This is a genomic window from Streptomyces sp. NPDC093801, assembly GCF_040701585.1.
Taxonomy (GTDB): domain Bacteria; phylum Actinomycetota; class Actinomycetes; order Streptomycetales; family Streptomycetaceae; genus Streptomyces.
In genome coordinates, this window is sequence record NZ_JBFBDP010000009.1 from 189,970 (window position 1) to 208,125 (window position 18,156).

Sequence of the window (18,156 nt, forward strand, 5' to 3'; positions counted from 1 at the left end):
GTGGGGTCTCCGGGGTCGTTGATGTAACAAATCCAGTTACGACAGCGGCCTGAAAAGGGGCCGGCCTGTGGGGGCCGGCCGGTGTCAGGACGGGGAGGTGACGGTTTCCCTCAGTACGTCGGCGACGGTGACGGAGGACAGCTCCCGCACCATCGCCTCCTGCGCGCGGTCGTACACCTCGCGCAGCACGGGCGGGATGCCGGTGCCGACGGGGCACTTCTGGTTGGGGGTGGAGGCGTGCAGGGCGAGGAGGGGGTCGGGTTCGACGGCGAGGTAGACGTCCCTGAGGGTGATCTCCTCCGGTGCGCGGGCCAGCATCCAGCCTGCGCCCGCGCCGCGCCGCGATTCCACGAGGCCGGCGTCGCGCAGGCTTCCGAGGGTGCGGCGGATGACGACGGGGTTCGTGTTGACGCTGTCGGCGATCTGGTCCGAGGTGACGATGCCGTCGGGGCGCCTGGGGCAGACGAGGGCCATCCAGGTGAGGGTGTGCGTGGCCACGGTCATGCGGCTGCTGTTCGCGCCCATCGGGGTCTCCCGTCTCGCTGTCGCAACTGATTCTGTTACGACATGGGGTCCCGCGTCCAGTCCGGCCGCCGGACCTAGCCTTGAGTCTCCAGTGGGTGGAGACCTCAGGGTGGGGGCATGGACGGCGCGACGGAGTGGTTTTCGATCGGGGAGCTGGCCCGGAGGTCCGGGTTGGCGGTGCGGACGATCCGCTTCTACTCCGACGAGGGGATCGTCGTGCCGGCCGGTCGTAGTCGTGCCGGGTACCGGTTGTACGACGTCGGGGCGCTGGTGCGTCTGGAGCTGGTGCGGACGTTGCGCGAGCTGGGCGTGGGTCTGCCCGCCGTGCGGCGGGTGCTGGATCGGGAGTCGTCGGTGGCCGAGGTGGCCGCCGTGCACGCCGATGCGGTGGAGGTGCAGATCCGGGTGTTGCGGTTGCGTCGGGCGGTGTTGCGGCTGGTGGCGGAGCGCGGGTCGAGTCCGGAGGAGGTTCGGTTGATGCACAGGGTGACGCGGTTGTCGGCGCAGGAGCGGCGGCGGTTGGTGGAGAAGCTGGTGGAGGGGGCGGACGAGTCGGTGGCGGCGATGGTGCGGGTGGCCGCGCCGGATCTGCCGGAGGATCCGTCGGTGGAGCAGGTGGCGGCGTGGGCGGAGTTGGTGGAGTTGATGGGGGACGAGGGGTTCGGGGAGGTGTTCCGGCGGTCTCCGGGGGTGGAGGGGCCGGTGGATCCGCGGGTGGAGCGGTATTGGCGGCTGGTGTGGGTGGTGAACGGGTGGGAGGTGGTGCCGGGGTGGGTGCCCTAGGTTGGGGTGTCCGTTGGTGATGGAGGGATGTTGCGGTGAGCGAGAAGGCTCGGAAGCTGTTCGATGCGTTGGATCTGAACCATGACGGTGAGCTGACGCGGCTGGAGGTGATTTCGGCCCTGCGGTCGAAGGGGCCGACGCTGGCGGCTCAGGGGGACCTGCCGTTCTGGGGCGTGGGGGACGCGGACGCGTCGTCGGCGCTGTTCGATGCGGCGGACAAGAACGGTGACCAGGTGTTGTCGTTCGAGGAGTTCGAGGCGGAGGTGGACCGGCGGTTCGGCTGGTAGGGGGGTAGGGGGGTTTGCCCCACCTGGGGTCGGGTGGGTAGCGGGATCCCGTGGACGGCCCCTTCCGGGAAAGGGTGGATACGCCACCGATCGGTGGTGTTCCTTCTGTGTTCCGGGAGTTGGCCCATGGGTGAGCGGTTGAGGCGGAGGCGTCGGGGTCTGGCGGCTGCGGCGGCGGTCGGGGTTCTGGCGGTGGGGGTGGCCGCGCAGCCGGCGGCGGCGTCGGCGGGCCGGCCGGACGGGGTGCAGCGGGGGCTGGACGCGCTGGTGCGGGAGGGCGGGGTGCCGGGGGCGCTGGCGACCGTGACGGAGCGGGACGGGCGTTCGCGGACGTACACCGCCGGGGTGGGTGATGTCGGCACGGGAGCGGGGGTGCCGCGGGACGGGCAGGTGCGGATCGGGAGCAACACGAAGGTGTTCACCGCCGTGGTGCTGCTGCAGTTGGTGGGTGAGGGCCGGCTGGGGCTGGACGACACGGTGGAGGAGCACCTGCCGGGGGTGGTGCGCGGCGACGGGTTCGACGGGCGTTCGCTCACCGTCCGGCAGCTGCTGCAGCACACGAGCGGGATCCCGGACTACGAGGCGGAGGTCGGGGAGGCGATCGAGCAGGGGCGGTACGTGGAGCCGCGGGAGCTGCTGGAGATCGCGTTCCGGCATCCGGCGACGTCGCGGGACGGGAAGACGTTCGGCTACAGCAACACGAACTACGTGCTGGCGGGTCTGATCGTGGAGGAAGTGGCGCGGCGGCCGCTGGCGGAGGAGATCGAGCGGCGGGTGGTGCGGGAGCTCGGGCTGCGGCACACGTACTTCCCGGCGCCTCGTGACCGGGGTATCCGGGAGGCGCATCCTCGGGCGTACCACCAGGACGTGGTGGGCGGGCCGTTGCGTGACGTGACGGAGATCGATCCGTCGGCGGCGTGGGCGGCTGGTCAGATGGTGTCCACGAATTCCGATCTGAACCGGTTCTTCGGTGCGCTGCTGGAGGGGGATCTGCTGGAGCCCGAACAGCAGGCGGAGATGATGCGGACCGTGCCGGTCGGGGATTCGGGTGCGGGGTACGGGCTGGGGCTGATGAGCCGGCCGTTGTCGTGCGGCGGGGTGTACTGGGGGCACGGGGGCGACATCACGGGGTTCGAGACCCGGGGTGGGGTGAAGGTGGGCGGGCGCGCGGTGAGCATCGCGGTGACGGCCGATCCGGCGGACTACACGGTGACGCAGCGGCTGGAGGGGCTGGTGGACCGGGCCCTGTGCGGCTGACGGCGGGCGTGCGGGTGCGCCGCCGGGGCCCTTGCGTGCGGGCTCCGGCGGCGTGGGCGTGCGGGTGTCAGCGGACGGGGTCGCCGATGTGGTGGATGCGGACGAGGTTGGTCTTGCCGCTGACGCCGGGGGGTGATCCGGCGGTGATGACGACGATGTCGCCGGGCCGGCAGCGTCCGATGCGCAGGAGTTCCTCTTCGACCTGGGCGACCATGGCGTCGGTGGAGTCGACGTGGGGGCCGAGGAAGGTTTCGACGCCCCAGGTGAGGTTGAGCTGGGAGCGGGTGGCGGGGTCGGGGGTGAAGGCGAGGAGGGGGATGGGTGAGCGGTAGCGGGAGAGGCGGCGGACGGTGTCGCCGCTCTGGGTGAAGGCGACGAGGTATTTGGCGTCGAGGAAGTCGCCCATTTCGGCTGCGGCTCGGGCGACGGCGCCGCCTTGGGTGCGGGGCTTGTTGCGGTCGGTGAGGGGCGGGAGGCCCTTGGCGAGGATGTCCTCTTCGGCGGCTTCGACGATGCGGGCCATGGTGCGGACGGTTTCGACGGGGTGTTTGCCGACGCTGGTCTCGCCGGAGAGCATGACGGCGTCGGTGCCGTCGATGACGGCGTTGGCGACGTCGGAGGCTTCGGCGCGGGTGGGCCGGGAGTTGTCGATCATCGAGTCGAGCATCTGGGTGGCGACGATGACCGGTTTGGCGTTGCGCTTGGCGAGTTTGATGGCGCGCTTCTGGACGATGGGGACCTGTTCCAGGGGCATTTCGACGCCGAGGTCGCCGCGGGCGACCATGATGCCGTCGAAGGCGGCGACGATGTCGTCGATGTTCTCGACGGCCTGGGGCTTTTCGATCTTCGCGATGACGGGGAGGCGTCCGCCTTCCTCGTCCATGATGCGGTGGACGTCCTCGATGTCGCGGCCGGTGCGGACGAAGGAGAGGGCGATGACGTCGGCGCCGGTGCGCAGGGCCCAGCGGAGGTCTTCGATGTCCTTGTCGGAGAGGGCGGGGACGGAGACGGCGACGCCGGGGAGGTTGAGGCCCTTGTGGTCGGAGACCATGCCGCCTTCGATGACGCGGGTGTGGACGCGGGGGCCGTCGACGGCGGTGACTTCGAGGGTGACGCGGCCGTCGTCGACGAGGATGCGTTCGCCGGTGGTGACGTCGGCGGCGAGGCCCTTGTAGGTGGTGCCGCAGGTGTGGCGGTCGCCTTCGTGGTCTTCGACGGTGATGGTGAAGTCGTCCCCGCGTTCAAGGAGTACGGGGCCTTCGCGGAAGCGGCCGAGGCGGATCTTCGGGCCTTGAAGGTCGGCGAGGATGCCGACGCTGCGGCCGGTTTCGTCGGAGGCCTTGCGTACGCGCTGGTAGCGCTCCTCGTGTTCGGCGTAGGTGCCGTGGCTGAGGTTGAGGCGGGCGATGTCCATTCCGGCTTCGACCAGGGCTTTGATCTGGTCGTACGAGTCGGTGGCGGGGCCCAGGGTACATACGATTTTCGCTCGGCGCATGGGGGGAGCGTATGCCCTACCGAGGGGTAGGAAATGTGGTGGGCATGTCTGCTCAACAACCGTTGGGCAAAAGGTTGTTGACATTTGTTGAATGTGCGTGGAGGTGCTCTGATGAGCACCTCCGCGCAGGTCGCGTCCCGGCGTTCCGGACGGGTTTCAGAGCCGGGGCGGGGTCATCGTGAAGCGGGCGTTGACCTGGGCGAGGACGGTCTGCCGCTGGGGTTCGAGGTCGAGGGGCGGGGCGCCCGCGTCCTCGGTCCCGGCGAAGGCCATGGAGCGGTAGGCGCCGGCGGGGGCGGCCATGGCGAGGGGGGCGGCGTCCTCGGCCCCGAGGTCGGCGAGTTCGACGAGGGCGGCGAGGTCGGCGCCGAGGGCGTGGGCGTATGCGCGGGCGCGCTGGACGGCTTCGAGGACGGCCTGGCGGCGGGCTTCGCCGTGGGCGGGCGAGGTGGGGCGCAGGGCCCACCAGGGACCGTCGACGCGGGTGAGTTCGAGGTCGGCGAGCCGGCTGGTGAGTTCACCCAGGGTGGTGAAGTCGTTCAGTTCGACGGTGAGGTGGACGGTTCCGTGGTAGGCGCGGACGCGTTCGCCGCGGCCGTGGCGGGTGAGTTCGGGGGTGATGGAGAAGGCGCCGGTCTCCAGCTTCTCGACGGGGTCGCCGTAGCTCTTGACGAGGTCGAGGACGGTGTTGTTGCGGCGGGTGAGGTCGTCGAGGGCGGCGCGGCGGTCGGTGCCGCGGGCGGTGACGGTGATGCCGATGCGGGCGATCTCGGGGTCGACTTCGAGGCGGGCTTCGCCGCGGACGGAGACGCGGGGGGCTTCGGGGGTGCCGTAGGGGTGGTGGGCGGCCGGGGCGGGGTGCGTGGCGTCCTGGGTCATGGCTTCACTGTCGCACCATCGCCCGTTCGGGTCTGGTCATCGGATCGAAACCTGGGTGGGGTGTTGCGGCTTGTTACCCATCGGTCAGAATCTACGCGCGTTGTCCACGCGTTTTGACGCTGTACTGACACACGCCTGACTAGGGGAGATGGCATGGGGTTCGACCGTAGGACGTTCATGGGGGCTTCGGCCGCGACGGGTGCCGCCGTGGCGCTGGCGGGGGCTTCGGCCGCTCCGGCCGCCGCCGCGCCGGCCGCAGCCGCGCCGTCGGCGAAGCAGCGGACGTACTCGTTCACCGTGATGGGGACGACCGACCTGCACGGGAACGTCTTCAACTGGGACTACTTCACGGACAAGGAGTTCGACGACAAGGCGCACAACGACATCGGCCTGGCGAAGATCTCGACGCTGGTGAACCAGGTGCGGGCGGAGAAGGGCCGGTGCAACACCCTGCTGATCGACGCCGGTGACACCATCCAGGGCACGCAGCTGGCGTACTACTACGCGAAGGTGGATCCGATCACCGCGCGCCGGGGTCCGGTGCACCCGATGGCCCAGGCGATGAACGCGATCGGGTACGACGCGGCGGCCATCGGCAACCACGAGTTCAACTACGGCATCCCGGTGCTGCGCAAGTTCGAGGAGCAGTGCCACTTCCCGCTGCTGGGTGCAAACGCGCTGGACGCGAAGACGCTGAAGCCGGCGTTCGCCCCGTACAGCATGCACCGGCTGCGGACCCCGCACGGGCGGGACGTGAAGGTGGCCGTACTGGGGCTGACGAACCCGGGCATCGCGATCTGGGACAAGGCGAACGTCCAGGGGAAGATGACGTTCCCGGGCCTGGAGGAGCAGGCGGCGAAGTACGTGCCGCGGCTGCGGTCCATGGGCGCGGACGTGGTGATCGTGTCGGCGCACTCCGGGTCGAGCGGTACGTCCTCCTACGGCGACCAGCTGCCGTACATCGAGAACGCGGCCGGTCTGGTGGCCGAGCAGGTGCCGGGGATCGACGCGATCCTGGTGGGTCACGCGCACACGGAGATCCCGGAGTACCGGGTGAAGAACAAGGCGACCGGCAAGGACGTGGTGCTGTCGGAGCCGCTGAAGTGGGGCCAGCGGCTGACGCTGTTCGACTTCGAGCTGGCGTGGGACCGGGGCCGCTGGTCGGTGTCGAAGGTGTCGGCGAAGGTGCTGAACTCGAACACGGCCGCCGAGGACCCGAAGATCACGAACCTGCTGTCGGACGAGCACCGCAAGGTGGTGGCGTACGTCAACCAGGTGATCGGCACGTCGAAGCTGGCGATGTCCTCGGCGGACGGTCCGGTGAAGGACGTCCCGATCATCGACCTGATCAGCCACGTGCAGGCGGAGACGGTGAAGGGCGCCCTGGCGGGTACGGAGTGGGCGGCGCTGCCGGTGCTGTCGCAGGCCTCGTGCTTCTCGCGGACGGCGTCGATCCCGGCCGGGCAGGTGACGATCAAGGACGCGGCGGGTCTGTACCCGTTCGAGAACACCCTGGAGGCGCGTCTGCTGACGGGTGCGCAGCTGAAGGACTACCTGGAGTACTCGGCGAAGTACTACGTCCAGACGGCGCCGGGCGATGTGGTGGACCCCGCGAAGCTGACGAACGCGGAGGCGACCCCGGACTACAACTACGACGCGGTGTACGGGCTGTCGTACGACATCGACGTCGCGCAGCCGAAGGGTTCGCGGATCTCGGGGCTGTCGTTCCAGGGCAAGCCGGTGGATCCGGCGGCGCAGTTCGTGCTGGCGGTGAACAACTACCGGGCGTCGGGCGGTGGCAACTTCCCGCACGTGCCGCAGGCGAAGCAGCTGTGGTCGAACTCGGAGGAGATCCGTACGACGATCATCCAGTGGGTGAAGGCGAAGGGGACGATCGACCCGGCGCAGTTCGCGTCGGTGGACTGGAAGCTGACGCGGGCCGGGGTGCCGGTCTTCTAGCGGCGCTGCTGCCGCCCGTGGCGTTCGGGGCCGGGGTCCGCCGTGTGGCGGGGCCCGGCCCCGGGTGCGTTCAGGGATGGTCGACGAGCGGGAGGAGGTCGACGGCGGGGCGCGGGCGGGTGTGTTCGCGCTGTTCGAGGCCGAAGGTGGTGAAGGCGGTGCGGTCGGGCTGGGGGTAGGGCTCTTTGCCGGTGAGGGTGTTGAGGATGGCCGCGCTGCGCCAGGCGGCGAGTCCGAGGTCGGGCGTTCCGACGCCGTGGGTGTGGCGTTCGCCGTTCTGGACGAAGACGGTTCCGGTGACGGAGGGGTCGAGGACCATGCGGTAGCGGTCGTCGATGCGGGGGCGGCCGGAGGAGTCCGTGCGCATGTAGGGGTCGAGGCCGGCGAAGAGGCTGGTCAGAGGGCGTTCCCGGTAGCCGGTGGCGAGGACGACGGCGTCGGTGGTGAGGCGGGAGCGGGTGCCCTGCTGGGTGTGTTCGAGGTGGAGTTCGACCTTGGTGGTGGCGACGCGTCCGGCGGTGCGGACGGTGACTCCGGGGGTGAGGACGGTGTCGGGCCAGCCGCCGTGGAGGGTGCGGCGGTAGAGCTCTTCGTGGATGGCGGCGATGGTGGCGGCGTCGATGCCCTTGTGGAGTTGCCATTGGGCGGGGACGAGGCGGTCGCGGACGGGTTCGGGCAGGGAGTGGAAGTAGCGGGTGTAGTCGGGGGTGAAGTGTTCGAGGCCGAGCTTCGAGTACTCCATGGGGGCGAAGGAGGGGGTGCGGGCGAGCCAGCTGAGGCGTTCGCGGCCGACGGGGCGGGCGCGCAGGAGGTCGAGGAAGACCTCGGCTCCGGACTGGCCCGAGCCGATGACGGTGACGTGTTCGGCGCCGAGGATGCGGGCGCGGTTGTCGAGGTAGTCGGCGGAGTGGATGACGGGGACGGTGGGGGCGTCGGCGAGGGGGCGCAGGGGTTCGGGGACGTAGGGGGCGGTGCCGATGCCGAGGGCGAGGTTGCGGGTGTGGGTGCGGCCGAGGGCTTCGGCTTCTCCGTCGGCGTCGAGTTGGGTGTAGTCGACTTCGAAGAGGTCGTGTTCGGGGTTCCAGCGGACGGCGTCGACCTGGTGGCCGAAGTGGAGTCCGGGCAGGCGGCCGGCGACCCAGCGGCAGTAGGCGTCGTATTCGGCGCGCTGGATGTGGAACTGCTCGGCGAAGTAGAAGGGGAAGAGCCGTTCCTTGTGTTTGAGGTAGTTGAGGAAGGTCCAGGGGCTGGCGGGGTCGGCGAGGGTGACCAGGTCGGCGAGGAAGGGGACCTGGAGGGTGGCGCCGTCGATGAGGAGCCCGGGGTGCCAGCGGAAGTCGCGGCGCTGGTCGTAGAAGGCGGTGGCGAGGCGGTCGGCGCCCTGCTGGGGGAGGCCGTGGCTGAGGGCGGCGAGGGAGAGGTTGAAGGGGCCGATGCCGATTCCGACGAGGTCGTGGGGTGCATCGTGCTGGGCGGTCATCGGTGGGTCCTGCCTTCCAGGTGGGCGATGAGGGTGTCCAGGTCCTCGGCCGTGGTGTGGGGGTTGAGGAGGGTGGCCTTGAGCCAGAGGCGGCCGTCGGCGGTGGCGCGGCCGAGGACGGCGGTGCCGTCGTGGAGGAGGGTGCGGCGCAGGGTGGCGAGCCGGCCGTCGTCCGCGGGGGTGGGGCGGAAGAGGACGGTGGTGATGGTGGGGCGGGCGTGGAGTTCGAAGCCGGGGTGTGCGTCGAGGAGGTCGGCGAGCCGGTGGGCCGCGGCGCAGGTGCGGTCGATGAGGTGCGCGAGGCCGTCGCGGCCGAGTGAGCGCAGGGTGGCGGCGATCTTGACGGCGTCGGGGCGGCGGGTGGTGCGCAGGGAGCGGCCGAGGAGGTCGGGGAGGCCCGCTTCGGTGTCGTCGGCGGCGTTGAGGTAGTCGGCCTGGTGGGCGAGGGGGGCCAGCAGGCGGGTGTCGGGGACGGCGAGGAGGCCTGCGGCGACGGGTTGCCAGCCGAGTTTGTGCAGGTCGAGGGTGAGGGTGAGGGCGCGGTCGAGGCCGGCGAGCCGGGGGCGGTGGCGGGGGCTGAAGGTGAGGGTTCCGCCGTAGGCGGCGTCGATGTGGAGGTCGGCGCCGTGCTGGTCGCAGACGTCGGCGAGGGCGGGGAGGGGGTCGATGAGTCCGGCGTCGGTGGTGCCGGCGGTGGCGGTGACGAGGACGGGGCCGGGGGTGCGGGTGAGGGCGGCGTCGAGGGTGGCCGGGTCGAGGGTGCCGGCGGGGGTGGGGAGGGTGAGGGTGGGGGGCAGGCCGAGGAGCCAGGCCGAGCGGGGGACGGAGTGGTGGGCGTTGGCTCCGTGGACGACGGTGAGGCCGGGGCCGTGGCGTTCGCGGGCGAGGAGGAGGGCGAGCTGGTTGGCCTCGGTGCCGCCGGTGGTGAGGAGGGCGTCGGGGCGGGGGGTGTCGTAGAGCTCGGCGGCGAGGGCGGCGGTGAGGTGTTCCTCGATGGCGGAGGCGGCGGGGGCCTGGTCCCAGGAGTCGAGGCTGGGGTTGAGGGCGCTGACGGCGAGGTCGGCGGCTGCGGCGACGGCGAGCGGGGGGCAGTGGAGGTGGGCGGCGCAGAGGGGGTCGGCGGGGTCGGCGGCGCCCGCGGTGAGGGTGTGGACGAGGGTGGTGAGTGCTTCGTGGTCGCCGGTGCCGTGGGCGGGGAGGACCTCGCCGAGCGCGGCGCGGACGCGGGCGGCGGTGGTGCGGGGGCCGCCGGCGGGGAGGGGGCCGCCGCGGTCGGCGGCCCCGCTGCGCAGGGCGGCCAGGACGGTGTCGAGGAGGGGCCGCAGCGCGTCGGCGCCGCCCGGTCCGCCGGCGAGCGGGGGGGTGGGCAGGGGCGCTGTCATGGAGGGCCTCCGGGGCTGGGCGGTGGGGTGCGCGGGCCTGGGGCTGCTCGGTGGCCGAGGCCGGGCGGGACACCCGGCCGGTACAACGATCAGACCCGAATGGGGTAACCGTCGGGATCCGGCGGGGGTCTGTTTTCGGCCGTCCGACCGGTACGGGCGCGGGGGTGGGAGGGCCTGCGGGCAGGCGGGCGGTGGCCGGATCGGGATGGGGAAATCTTGGGTTTCCGGGCTCTGGGAGGCAGGTAGCGGCGGTACTACAGTGCCGTCGGCACCGGGCGCGCGTGCTCTGCGGGAGGGGGACCCGATGGCTGGATCCGGGGTGTGGGCGAAGGTGGCCGGCGCGGTCGGCGGGAAGACGGCCGCGGTGGTCGCCGCGGGGGCCGTGGTGGTCGCGGGTGCGGCCGGCGCGGGGGTGTGGTGGACCTCGCAGGGGCCGGAGCCGGTGGTGGTGGTCCAGCGCTCCACGTCGGTGGCGGTGCCGGCGGGCGCGGAGCAGCTGACGGTGGCGGGGTGCCTGCCGCACGAGACGGCGCTGGGCGGCGGGTACGCGATCGCCGGGTCGGGTTTCGCGACGGACAGCCACTTCATCGGGGGTGCGTGGCTGGCGTCGGCGTTCAACCCGGGGGACGCGTCGTCGACGCTGACCTCGTACGCGTTGTGCGTGAACGCGAAGCCGGAGAGGGAGGGCAATCTCGATTTCCGGTGGAGCACGTACGCGTTCCTGGACAAGTCGAACAAGCTCGCCGGTCCGCAGGGCATTCACGACGTGACGACCGAAGGTCCGTTCAAGGGGGTGACGACCACGACGCGGGCCACACCGCACTGCTCCGGCGGGTTCACGATGGTGGGCGCCGAGTTCAAGGCCGACCGGGTTCTGCAGGGGCGGCCGGTGGCGCCGGTTCCGCTGGACCGGCTGACCCCCCTGGCGGCGGTTCCCGGTCCGGCCGGCCCCGCCGCCGGCGGGAGTGACTTCCTGGTGACGTTGAACCCGGGTACGGAGTTGGGCTCCCGCCCCTTCCCGCTGGGGGATTCCACCGACGTCCTGCGCATGACGCAGTTGCCGGCCCCGCAGCCGCCGCAGGCGAACTTCGCGGTGGGGGTGCGGCCGGTGTGCGTGAAGCTGAAGAGCGTGTCGGTGGTGACGGCCCAGGTGGCGGTCGCGGCGGGCGGCAGCGCGCAGGCGACGGCGAGCTGTCCGAAGAACCGGCTGCTGCTGGGGGGCGGATTCGTCTTCCCGGCCGCCAACGAGAGCGGGGCGCCGGAGGCTCCGCAGCGGTACTTCGGTGACGGCTGGCTGTTCGCCGGGACGAACGGGCCCGCGGTGGCGGGTACGCCGTCGGGGGGCCGGGTGCGCGCGTGGCACGTCACGGGGGTGAACCAGCAGAAGGCGGGCGGGCTTTACCACGATTCGGCGTGGATCGAGCACAGTGACGCCGAGACCTCGACGGGCGACGTCTACCTCGACGCGCAGGCGCACGGCGGGGACGACCAGAGGCTGCGCCCCTCCCCGGTACCGGACGCCCAGCCGGTGATCGCGAGCGCGCTGTGCGCGACGATCGACGCGAAGGCGACCTCGCCCGCGAAGGGGCCGGCGCCGACGTCGGTGGGGCGGCCGCAGGTCCCGTCGGTGCCGGGGGTCGAGCCTTCCGTTCCGGCGTCGGGGTCGGGGTCGCCCTCCGCGTCCTCGTCCCCGTCGCTGGGCCACAGCGCCCCGCCCCCGTCCGGTTCCCCGAACTCCCCCTCCCCCGGCCGGCCCTCGAACGGCCCGAGCGCTCAGCCGTCGACGAGTGCCCCGCAGCAGCCGCAGCCCCCGGCGGTGGCGATCCGGCAGCCGGGGAGCGGCGGGCAGCTGCGGCGCGGCTGCGAGGAGGGCTTCTCCGCGTCGGCGCGGACCCGGCCGGGCGACCGGGCCATCACCGATCCGCAGTACACGGCCTGGCAGCTGAAGGGGCCGAACGGTCCGGTGGCGGTGGGGGCGGGCCCGTCGGGCGGCTTCCTGGTGCCGCTGCTGCCCGACGGGACGTATCCGCTGGTGTTCACCGCGGCCGATCCGGACAGCGGCCTGACGGCCAGTGCGCAGGTGTCGGTGCGGATCGTCGGCTGTGTCCGTTAGGCGCCGCGGACCCGCAGGGTGCGGGCGAGGTCGTCGAGCTGGTCGACGAGCACGCGGCGCATCATGGGGGTGATCTCCGGGTCCTCCAGGGCGGCGTGGCCGGCCCGGAGGTTGGCCTCGTCCACGGCGTGGGCGGGGAAGGCCCAGCGGCCGGCGGCCTCGCCGATGGCGGGGCCGCGGCGGGCTCCGACGGCGACGGCCTCGGGGTAGTAGCGGGCCACGTAGTCCTGTACGAGTGTGCTCTGCTCGGGCTGCCAGAAGCCCTGGGCGGTGGCGCTGAACAGGTAGTTGGACAGGGTGTCGTCGTGGAAGAGGCGCTGCCAGGCGGCGGCCTTGGCCTCGGCGGTGGGCAGGGAGGCGCGGCAGCGGGCGGCGCCCTGCTGGCCGGTGGCGCTGGGGTCGGCGGCGAGGGCGGCGTCGATGGCGTCCTCGTCGACGGCGCCGAGGACGGCGAGGCGGGCCAGGACGCGCCAGCGCAGTTCGGGGTCGAGCGCGGGGCCGCCGTCGACGGTGCCGTCGGCGAGCCAGGCGGCGATGGTGTCGGGCTGGGTGGCGCTGTCGATGAAGGCGCGTACGGCGGCGAGGCGCAGGCCGGGGTCGGTGCCGTCCTCGGTGCGGCGCAGGAGGTCGCGGGCGATGGCGGTGAGGGTGGTGAGGGCGGCGTTGCGTTCGGCGGGGGCGGTGTAGAGGTCGGCGACGTGGTTGCGGGCGAAGCCGAGGACGCCCTGGACGACGGCGAGGTCGCTCTCGTCGGGGAGGTGGGCCTCGGCGGTGGCGAGGTAGGTGGCGGGTTCGAGTTCGCCGTCGCGGACCATGTCGCGCAGGGAGCCCCAGACGACGGCGCGGGTGAGCGGGTCGGGGATGCGGGAGAGGTCGCGCAGGGCGGTTTCGAGGGAGGTCTCGTCGAGGCGGACCTTGGCGTAGCCGAGGTCGCCGTCGTTGAGGACGAGGAGGTCGGGGCGGGGGCCGGCGGCGGAGAGGACCTCGTCGGTGGGGACGTCGAGGTCGAGGAGCGCGGTGCGCTCCAGGAGGCCGTCGGTGGCGCGGGTGTAGGTGCCGGCTGCGATGCGGTGGGGGCGGCTGCCCTGGCGGTCGACGGTGAGGGTCCAGCCGCCGGTGCCCTCCTGGATGCGGGGGGTGAGGGTGTCGATGCCGGTGGTGCGGAGCCAGATGTCGGCCCAGGCGTGGACGTCGCGGTCGGTGTGGGCGGCGAGGGAGTCCACGAAGTCGGCGAGGGTGGCGTTGGCGAACTTGTGGCGGGCGAAGTGGGTGTTGATGCCGGCCAGGAAGTCCTTCTCGCCGAGCCAGGCGACCAGCTGGCGCAGGGCGGAGGCGCCCTTGGCGTAGGAGATGCCGTCGAAGTTGAGGAGGGCGGAGGCGGTGTCGGGGACGTCGTCGGGGCCGGGGGCGACGGGGTGGGTGGAGGGGCGCTGGTCGGCGGCGTAGCCCCAGGGCTTGCGCTCCATGCCGAACTCGGTCCAGGTGCCGGTGAAGCGGGTGGCTTCGGTGAGGGTCTGGTAGCCCATGTACTCGGCGAAGGACTCGTTGAGCCAGATGTCGTCGAACCAGGCGAGGGTGACGAGGTCGCCGAACCACATGTGGGCCATCTCGTGGGCGATGACCATGGCGCGGCGCTGGCGTTCGGTGTCGGGGACGGCCGAGCGGAAGACGAATTCGTCGCGGAAGGTGACCAGGCCGGGGTTCTCCATGGCGCCGGCGTTGAACTCGGGGACGAAGGCCTGGTCGTAGGAGTCGAAGGGGTAGGGCTCGGTGAACTTCTCGTGGTAGCGGTCGTAGCAGGCGGTGGTGACGGAGAGGATCTCGTCGGCGTCGGCGTCGAGGTGGGGGGCGAGGGACTTGCGGCAGTGGATGCCGAAGGGCAGTCCGGCGTGTTCGGTGGTGACGCTGTGCCAGGGGCCGGCGGCGACGGCGGCGAGGTAGGTGGAGATGACGGGGGTGGGGGCGGAGGTCCAGACGCCGTCTGCGTCGCGGTCGCCGGTGCGGGTGGTGATGCCGTTGGCGAGGACGGTCCAGTGGGCGGGGGCGGTGACGGTGAACTGGAAGACGGCCTTGAGGTCGGGCTGGTCGAAGGCGGCGAAGACGCGCTGGACGTCGTCCATGAACATCTGGGTGTAGACGTACGTCTCGCCGTCGGCCGGGTCGGTGAAGCGGTGGAGGCCCTCGCCGGTGCGGGAGTAGCGCATGCGGGCGTCGATGCGCAGCTCGTGGGGGCCTTCGGCGAGGCCGGTGAGCGGGAGGCGGTTGCCGCTCAGGGTGGCGGGGGCGAGGGGGGTGCCGTCGAGCGTGGCGGAGCGCAGTTCTTCCGGCTTCAGCTCGACGAAGGTGTCTGCCGGGGTGCGGGCGCTGAAGCGGATGACGGTGGTGGAGTCGAAGGTCTCGTCGCCGGTGGTGAGGTCGAGGGTGACGGCGTAGTGGTGTACGTCGAGGAGCTGGGCTCGGAGCTGCGCTTCGTTGCGCGTCAGTGCGGACATGGGGCCATGCTGCCGGATGGGCGGCCGGGGTCCTAGGGGGTCGTCCGGCCGGGGCGGGAGGCCCGCCCCGGGTCCGGTCAGTCCTCGCCGGCGGCGATGGTCTCGTGGTGGCGGATGACCTCGGCGATGATGAAGTTGAGGAGCTTCTCGGCGAAGGCCGGGTCGAGCTTGGCGTTCTCGGCGAGCTGGCGCAGGCGGGCGATCTGGCGGGCCTCTCGGCCGGGGTCGGCGGGGGGCAGCTGGTGGCGGGCCTTGAGGTGGCCGACCTGCTGGGTGCATTTGAAGCGCTCGGCGAGCATGTGGACCACGGCCGCGTCGATGTTGTCGATGCTGTCGCGCAGGCGGGCCAGTTCGGCGGTGACGTTCTCGTCGATCGCGTCGGGGTCGGTGCCGCTGTCGCGGTCGCTGGTGTTCATGGTCATCGAGAATACGTGGCGGGCGCGTGCGGCACCCCTGGCATGTCGCTGGGTGAGACGGGCCGGGCGGCGGGGGCCGTGCGGGGCCGGGAGGCATGGCCTGACCAGGGGGGGGGGGAGGGGGGTCACAGGGGCAGGGTGGCGGTGACGAGCCAGCCGCCTTCGGGGGCCGGGCCGGCGGTGAGGCGGCCGCCGAGGGCTTCGGCGCGTTCGGTCATGCCGGCGAGGCCGTAGCCGCCGCCGCGGGCCTTCTCGGAGAGCCGGGCGGGGTGTCCGCCGTCGTCGGCGACGCGTACTTCGAGGCCTTCGGGGACGGTGCGCAGGCCGATGCGGACGGCGGTGGCGGTGGCGGCGTGTTTGCCGATGTTGGTGAGGGCTTCGAGGACGATGCGGTGGGCGGTGGCGGCGACGTCGCCGGGGACGCGTTCTTCCAGGCCCGGCTCGATCGACAGGACGACGGGCGGGCCGGCGAAGCGGCGGGCGAGGTCGCGGATGTCGGCGAGGCCGGCGACGGGGGTGGTGGCGGGGGCCGTGGCGGCCGGGTCGTCCTCGCGCAGGACGCGGACGAGGCGGCGCATGGAGCCGAGGGCCTCGCCGCCGGCGGTTTCGATGCGGCCGAAGACCTCGGCGGCGCGTTCGGCGGTGACGTGGGTGAAGCGGGCGGCGCGGGCCTCGACGACGATGCCGGTGACGTGGTGGGCGACGAGGTCGTGGAGTTCGCGGGCGAGTTCGAGGCGTTCGGCGGTGCGTACGGCCTGGAGTTCGCGCAGGCGCTGGACGGATTGCAGGCGCAGCAGGAGGGAGTAGGCGGTGACGACGGCGGTGAGGACGGAGAAGAGGAGGGTGAAGCGGCCGGGGTCGGCGTCGCGTACGGGTACGGCCATGCAGCCGAGGGCGAGGACGGGACCGAGGACGGCGGCGGTGCGGGCGGGGGCGCGCAGGAGGACCTGGGAGAGCAGGACGAGGAGGGCGACCGCCTCGCCGGCACCCCAGACGACGGTGGGCCGGGAGCCGAGGACGAGCAGGAGGGTGACGGTCCAGGTGGTGGCGGCGGCGAACCAGGCGCGGGCGAGCAGGGGCAGGCCGGGCCAGGGGGCGGCGCTGAGGCAGACGAGGACACCGGAGACCCAGACGGCGGTGTGCGGGGGGCGGGGCTGGCGGGCCAGGACGATGCCTTCGAGGGTGACGAGGCCGAGGAGGAGCACGGGGAGCAGCACCCGGATCGTGTCGGCCGTGCGGGGGTGGCGGCGGGCCCAGGAGGCGAGGGGGCTCACGGGGCCGGCCGGGGGGTGCTCACGCGCCGGTGGCGGCGAGGCCGCTTTCCCAGGCCCAGGCGGCGATCTCGACGCGGTTACGGGCGGTGATCTTGGCCTGGACGCTGGCCAGGTGGCTTTTGACGGTGGAGAGGGAGACGTACAGTTCGGCGGCGATCTCGGCGTTGGTCAGGCCGCGGGCGAGGCAGCGCACGACGTCCCGTTCGCGTTCGGTGAGGGGTTCGCGGGGGCGGCGGGCGGACTGGGGGCCGGCCATGCGGGGGGCCATCTCGCGCAGCAGGCGGACGGTGATGGCGGGTGAGACGAGGGCGTCGCCGGCGGCCGCGGCCCGTACGGCTTCGACGAGCATGGCGGGGCTGGCGTCTTTGAGGAGGAAGCCGGAGGCGCCGCCGTGGAGTGCCGCGTGGACGTATTCGTCGAGGTCGAAGGTGGTGACGATGACGATGCGCGGGGTGTCCTGGCCGGAGAGGCGGCGGGTGACCTCCAGGCCGTCGACGCGGGGCATGCGGATGTCGAGGAGGAGGACGTCGGGGTGGTGTTCGGCGACGGCGTCGAGGGCGGCCTGTCCGTCAGGGGCGTCGGCGACGACCTCGATGTCCGGCCGGCTTTCGAGGATCATCCGGAAGCCGGTCCTGACCATGTCCTGGTCGTCCGCGATGACCACTCTGATCGTCATGCGCCGCCTGCCCCACTGTCGCCCGCTGCCGCCGGTGGGCCTCCCCGGCGGGCGCCGGGGGTGTCCCCGTCCCATGGGACCCGGGGGTGCGGCGGCCCGCAACCGGACGGCGGGGGCTCGCCCTCCCGGCCGGTTCGGGTCCGGCCGGAAGGACGAGGTGCGTGGGTGGGGGGGTGCCGGGGCCGGCCCGGGGGGCACGGGCCGGCGGCGGGGTTACAGGCCCGCGGCGGCGTTGCGGATGTCGGCGGCGAAGGTGGAGACCTCGGAGTAGACCCCGGGGTATCCGGCGCGGGCGCAGCCCTCGCCCCAGCTGACGATGCCGACCTGGATCCAGGCGTTGCTGTCGTCGCGGCGGAACATGGGGCCGCCGGAGTCGCCCTGGCAGGTGTCGGTGCCGCCCTGGTCGTAGCCGGCGCAGATCTCGTCGGAGGGGACGAGGGAGCTGCCGTAGGCGGCCTGGCAGGCGGCGTCGGAGACGAAGGGGACGGTGGCCTTGAGGAGGTAGCGCTGCTGGGCTCCGCCTTCGCGGGCGGCGCCCCAGCCGGCGACGGTGAAGGTGCCGTTGTCGTAGGCCTTGGTGTCGGCGATCTTCAGGGTGGGGAGGTTGATGGGCTTGGCGAGCTTGATGAGGGCCCAGTCCTTGCCCTGGCCGTTGTAGCCGGGGGCCTGGAGCACCTTGGTGGACTTCACCTTGATGGCGCTGCTGCTCTGGAGGTCGACGACGCCGGCGGTGGCGGTGATGGAGGTGTTGTTGCCGGATCCGTTCACGCAGTGGGCGGCGGTGAGGACGATCTGCTGGGTGTAGAGGGCGCCGCCGCAGCCCATGGAGAGGCGGACCATGAAGGGGAACTCGCCCTGGGCGGCGCGGGTCCCGCCGACGACGGGGGTCGGTGAGGCGCTGGCGCCGGTGGGCTGGAGGCTGACGGCGGCGAGGGCCACGGCGCCGACGGCGAGGCCGCGCTTGAGGATGGTGGCAAGAGTGGACACGGTCAACACACTGCCTTTCGTGGGGGGTTGGGCCGTGCGTGCCATCCGGTGAATGACACGTCCATGACACATCCGTCCGCGCGACGGCAACAAGAACGCGTTTTCGGACAATCCCCGCCGGCCGGGCCTCCACCGCAACGGGGATTCACCC

General features: G+C 72.4%; 15 protein-coding genes. 5 read left to right on the forward strand and 10 right to left on the reverse strand.

Translation table 11 applies throughout. The features are described from left to right. Positions 1-84: 84 nt before the first annotated feature. Entirely contained in the window at positions 85-525 is a 441-nt protein-coding gene (locus tag AB0469_RS12685) for an Rrf2 family transcriptional regulator (RefSeq protein WP_366451326.1), read from the reverse strand. Positions 526-642: 117 nt separating this feature from the next. Between AB0469_RS12685 and AB0469_RS12690 the strand changes: the two genes are divergently transcribed. From AB0469_RS12690 to AB0469_RS12700, 3 genes are all read left to right on the forward strand, one after another. Then, a complete protein-coding gene (locus AB0469_RS12690; protein WP_366451327.1) occupies positions 643-1,308 on the forward strand; it encodes a MerR family transcriptional regulator in 666 nt (221 codons plus the stop codon). A gap of 35 nt (positions 1,309-1,343) precedes the next feature. Beyond that, the gene (locus tag AB0469_RS12695; RefSeq protein WP_366451328.1) at positions 1,344-1,595 is read left to right on the forward strand and encodes an EF-hand domain-containing protein; all 252 of its coding nucleotides are present in this window, start codon (positions 1,344-1,346) and stop codon (positions 1,593-1,595) included. Between the two features lie 126 nt (positions 1,596-1,721). Beyond that, entirely contained in the window at positions 1,722-2,852 is a 1,131-nt protein-coding gene (locus AB0469_RS12700; protein ID WP_366451329.1) for a serine hydrolase domain-containing protein, read from the forward strand. Between the two features lie 67 nt (positions 2,853-2,919). Here the strand turns inward: AB0469_RS12700 and pyk are convergent, their stop codons facing one another. Together pyk and AB0469_RS12710 are read right to left on the reverse strand one after the other, a co-directional pair. Continuing rightward, positions 2,920-4,347 (reverse strand): pyruvate kinase, encoded by a 1,428-nt coding sequence (pyk, locus tag AB0469_RS12705; protein ID WP_366451330.1) that lies wholly within the window; start codon positions 4,345-4,347, stop codon positions 2,920-2,922. 156 nt (positions 4,348-4,503) lie between these two features. Next, on the reverse strand, positions 4,504-5,226 hold the full coding sequence (locus AB0469_RS12710) for an SIMPL domain-containing protein (protein ID WP_366451331.1): 723 nt from the start codon (positions 5,224-5,226) through the stop codon (positions 4,504-4,506). Between the two features lie 153 nt (positions 5,227-5,379). Between AB0469_RS12710 and AB0469_RS12715 the strand changes: the two genes are divergently transcribed. After that, complete coding sequence (locus AB0469_RS12715; protein ID WP_366451332.1) at positions 5,380-7,185, forward strand: 5'-nucleotidase C-terminal domain-containing protein; 1,806 nt, start codon at positions 5,380-5,382, stop codon at positions 7,183-7,185. A 70-nt stretch (positions 7,186-7,255) separates the two neighbouring features. Here AB0469_RS12715 and AB0469_RS12720 read toward each other — a convergent pair whose 3' ends face one another. Both AB0469_RS12720 and AB0469_RS12725 read right to left on the reverse strand, forming a co-directional pair. Then, positions 7,256-8,665, reverse strand: coding sequence for a SidA/IucD/PvdA family monooxygenase (locus AB0469_RS12720; protein ID WP_366451334.1), 1,410 nt, complete (start codon positions 8,663-8,665; stop codon positions 7,256-7,258). Beyond that, entirely contained in the window at positions 8,662-10,035 is a 1,374-nt protein-coding gene (locus AB0469_RS12725; RefSeq protein ID WP_366451425.1) for an aminotransferase class V-fold PLP-dependent enzyme, read from the reverse strand. The genes AB0469_RS12720 and AB0469_RS12725 overlap by 4 nt, the downstream gene beginning before the upstream one ends. A 316-nt stretch (positions 10,036-10,351) precedes the next feature. Between AB0469_RS12725 and AB0469_RS12730 the strand changes: the two genes are divergently transcribed. Beyond that, positions 10,352-12,160, forward strand: a complete 1,809-nt coding sequence (locus AB0469_RS12730) for a hypothetical protein (protein ID WP_366451335.1) — start codon at positions 10,352-10,354, stop codon at positions 12,158-12,160. Here the strand turns inward: AB0469_RS12730 and pepN are convergent. From pepN to AB0469_RS12755, 5 genes are all read right to left on the reverse strand, one after another. Next, a complete protein-coding gene (gene pepN / locus AB0469_RS12735; RefSeq protein WP_366451336.1) occupies positions 12,157-14,652 on the reverse strand; it encodes an aminopeptidase N in 2,496 nt (831 codons plus the stop codon). The genes AB0469_RS12730 and pepN overlap by 4 nt on opposite strands. Before the next feature lie 77 nt (positions 14,653-14,729). Further along, positions 14,730-15,068 carry a chorismate mutase gene (locus tag AB0469_RS12740; RefSeq protein WP_366451337.1) on the reverse strand — a complete coding sequence of 113 codons (339 nt, stop codon included), beginning with the start codon at positions 15,066-15,068 and terminating at the stop codon, positions 14,730-14,732. A gap of 125 nt (positions 15,069-15,193) precedes the next feature. Further along, on the reverse strand, positions 15,194-16,342 hold the full coding sequence (locus tag AB0469_RS12745; RefSeq protein WP_366451338.1) for a histidine kinase: 1,149 nt from the start codon (positions 16,340-16,342) through the stop codon (positions 15,194-15,196). A gap of 19 nt (positions 16,343-16,361) precedes the next feature. Further along, complete coding sequence (locus tag AB0469_RS12750; RefSeq protein WP_366451339.1) at positions 16,362-17,018, reverse strand: response regulator transcription factor; 657 nt, start codon at positions 17,016-17,018, stop codon at positions 16,362-16,364. A gap of 213 nt (positions 17,019-17,231) precedes the next feature. After that, positions 17,232-18,014 (reverse strand): serine protease, encoded by a 783-nt coding sequence (locus tag AB0469_RS12755; RefSeq protein ID WP_366451340.1) that lies wholly within the window; start codon positions 18,012-18,014, stop codon positions 17,232-17,234. Positions 18,015-18,156: the final 142 nt, after the last annotated feature.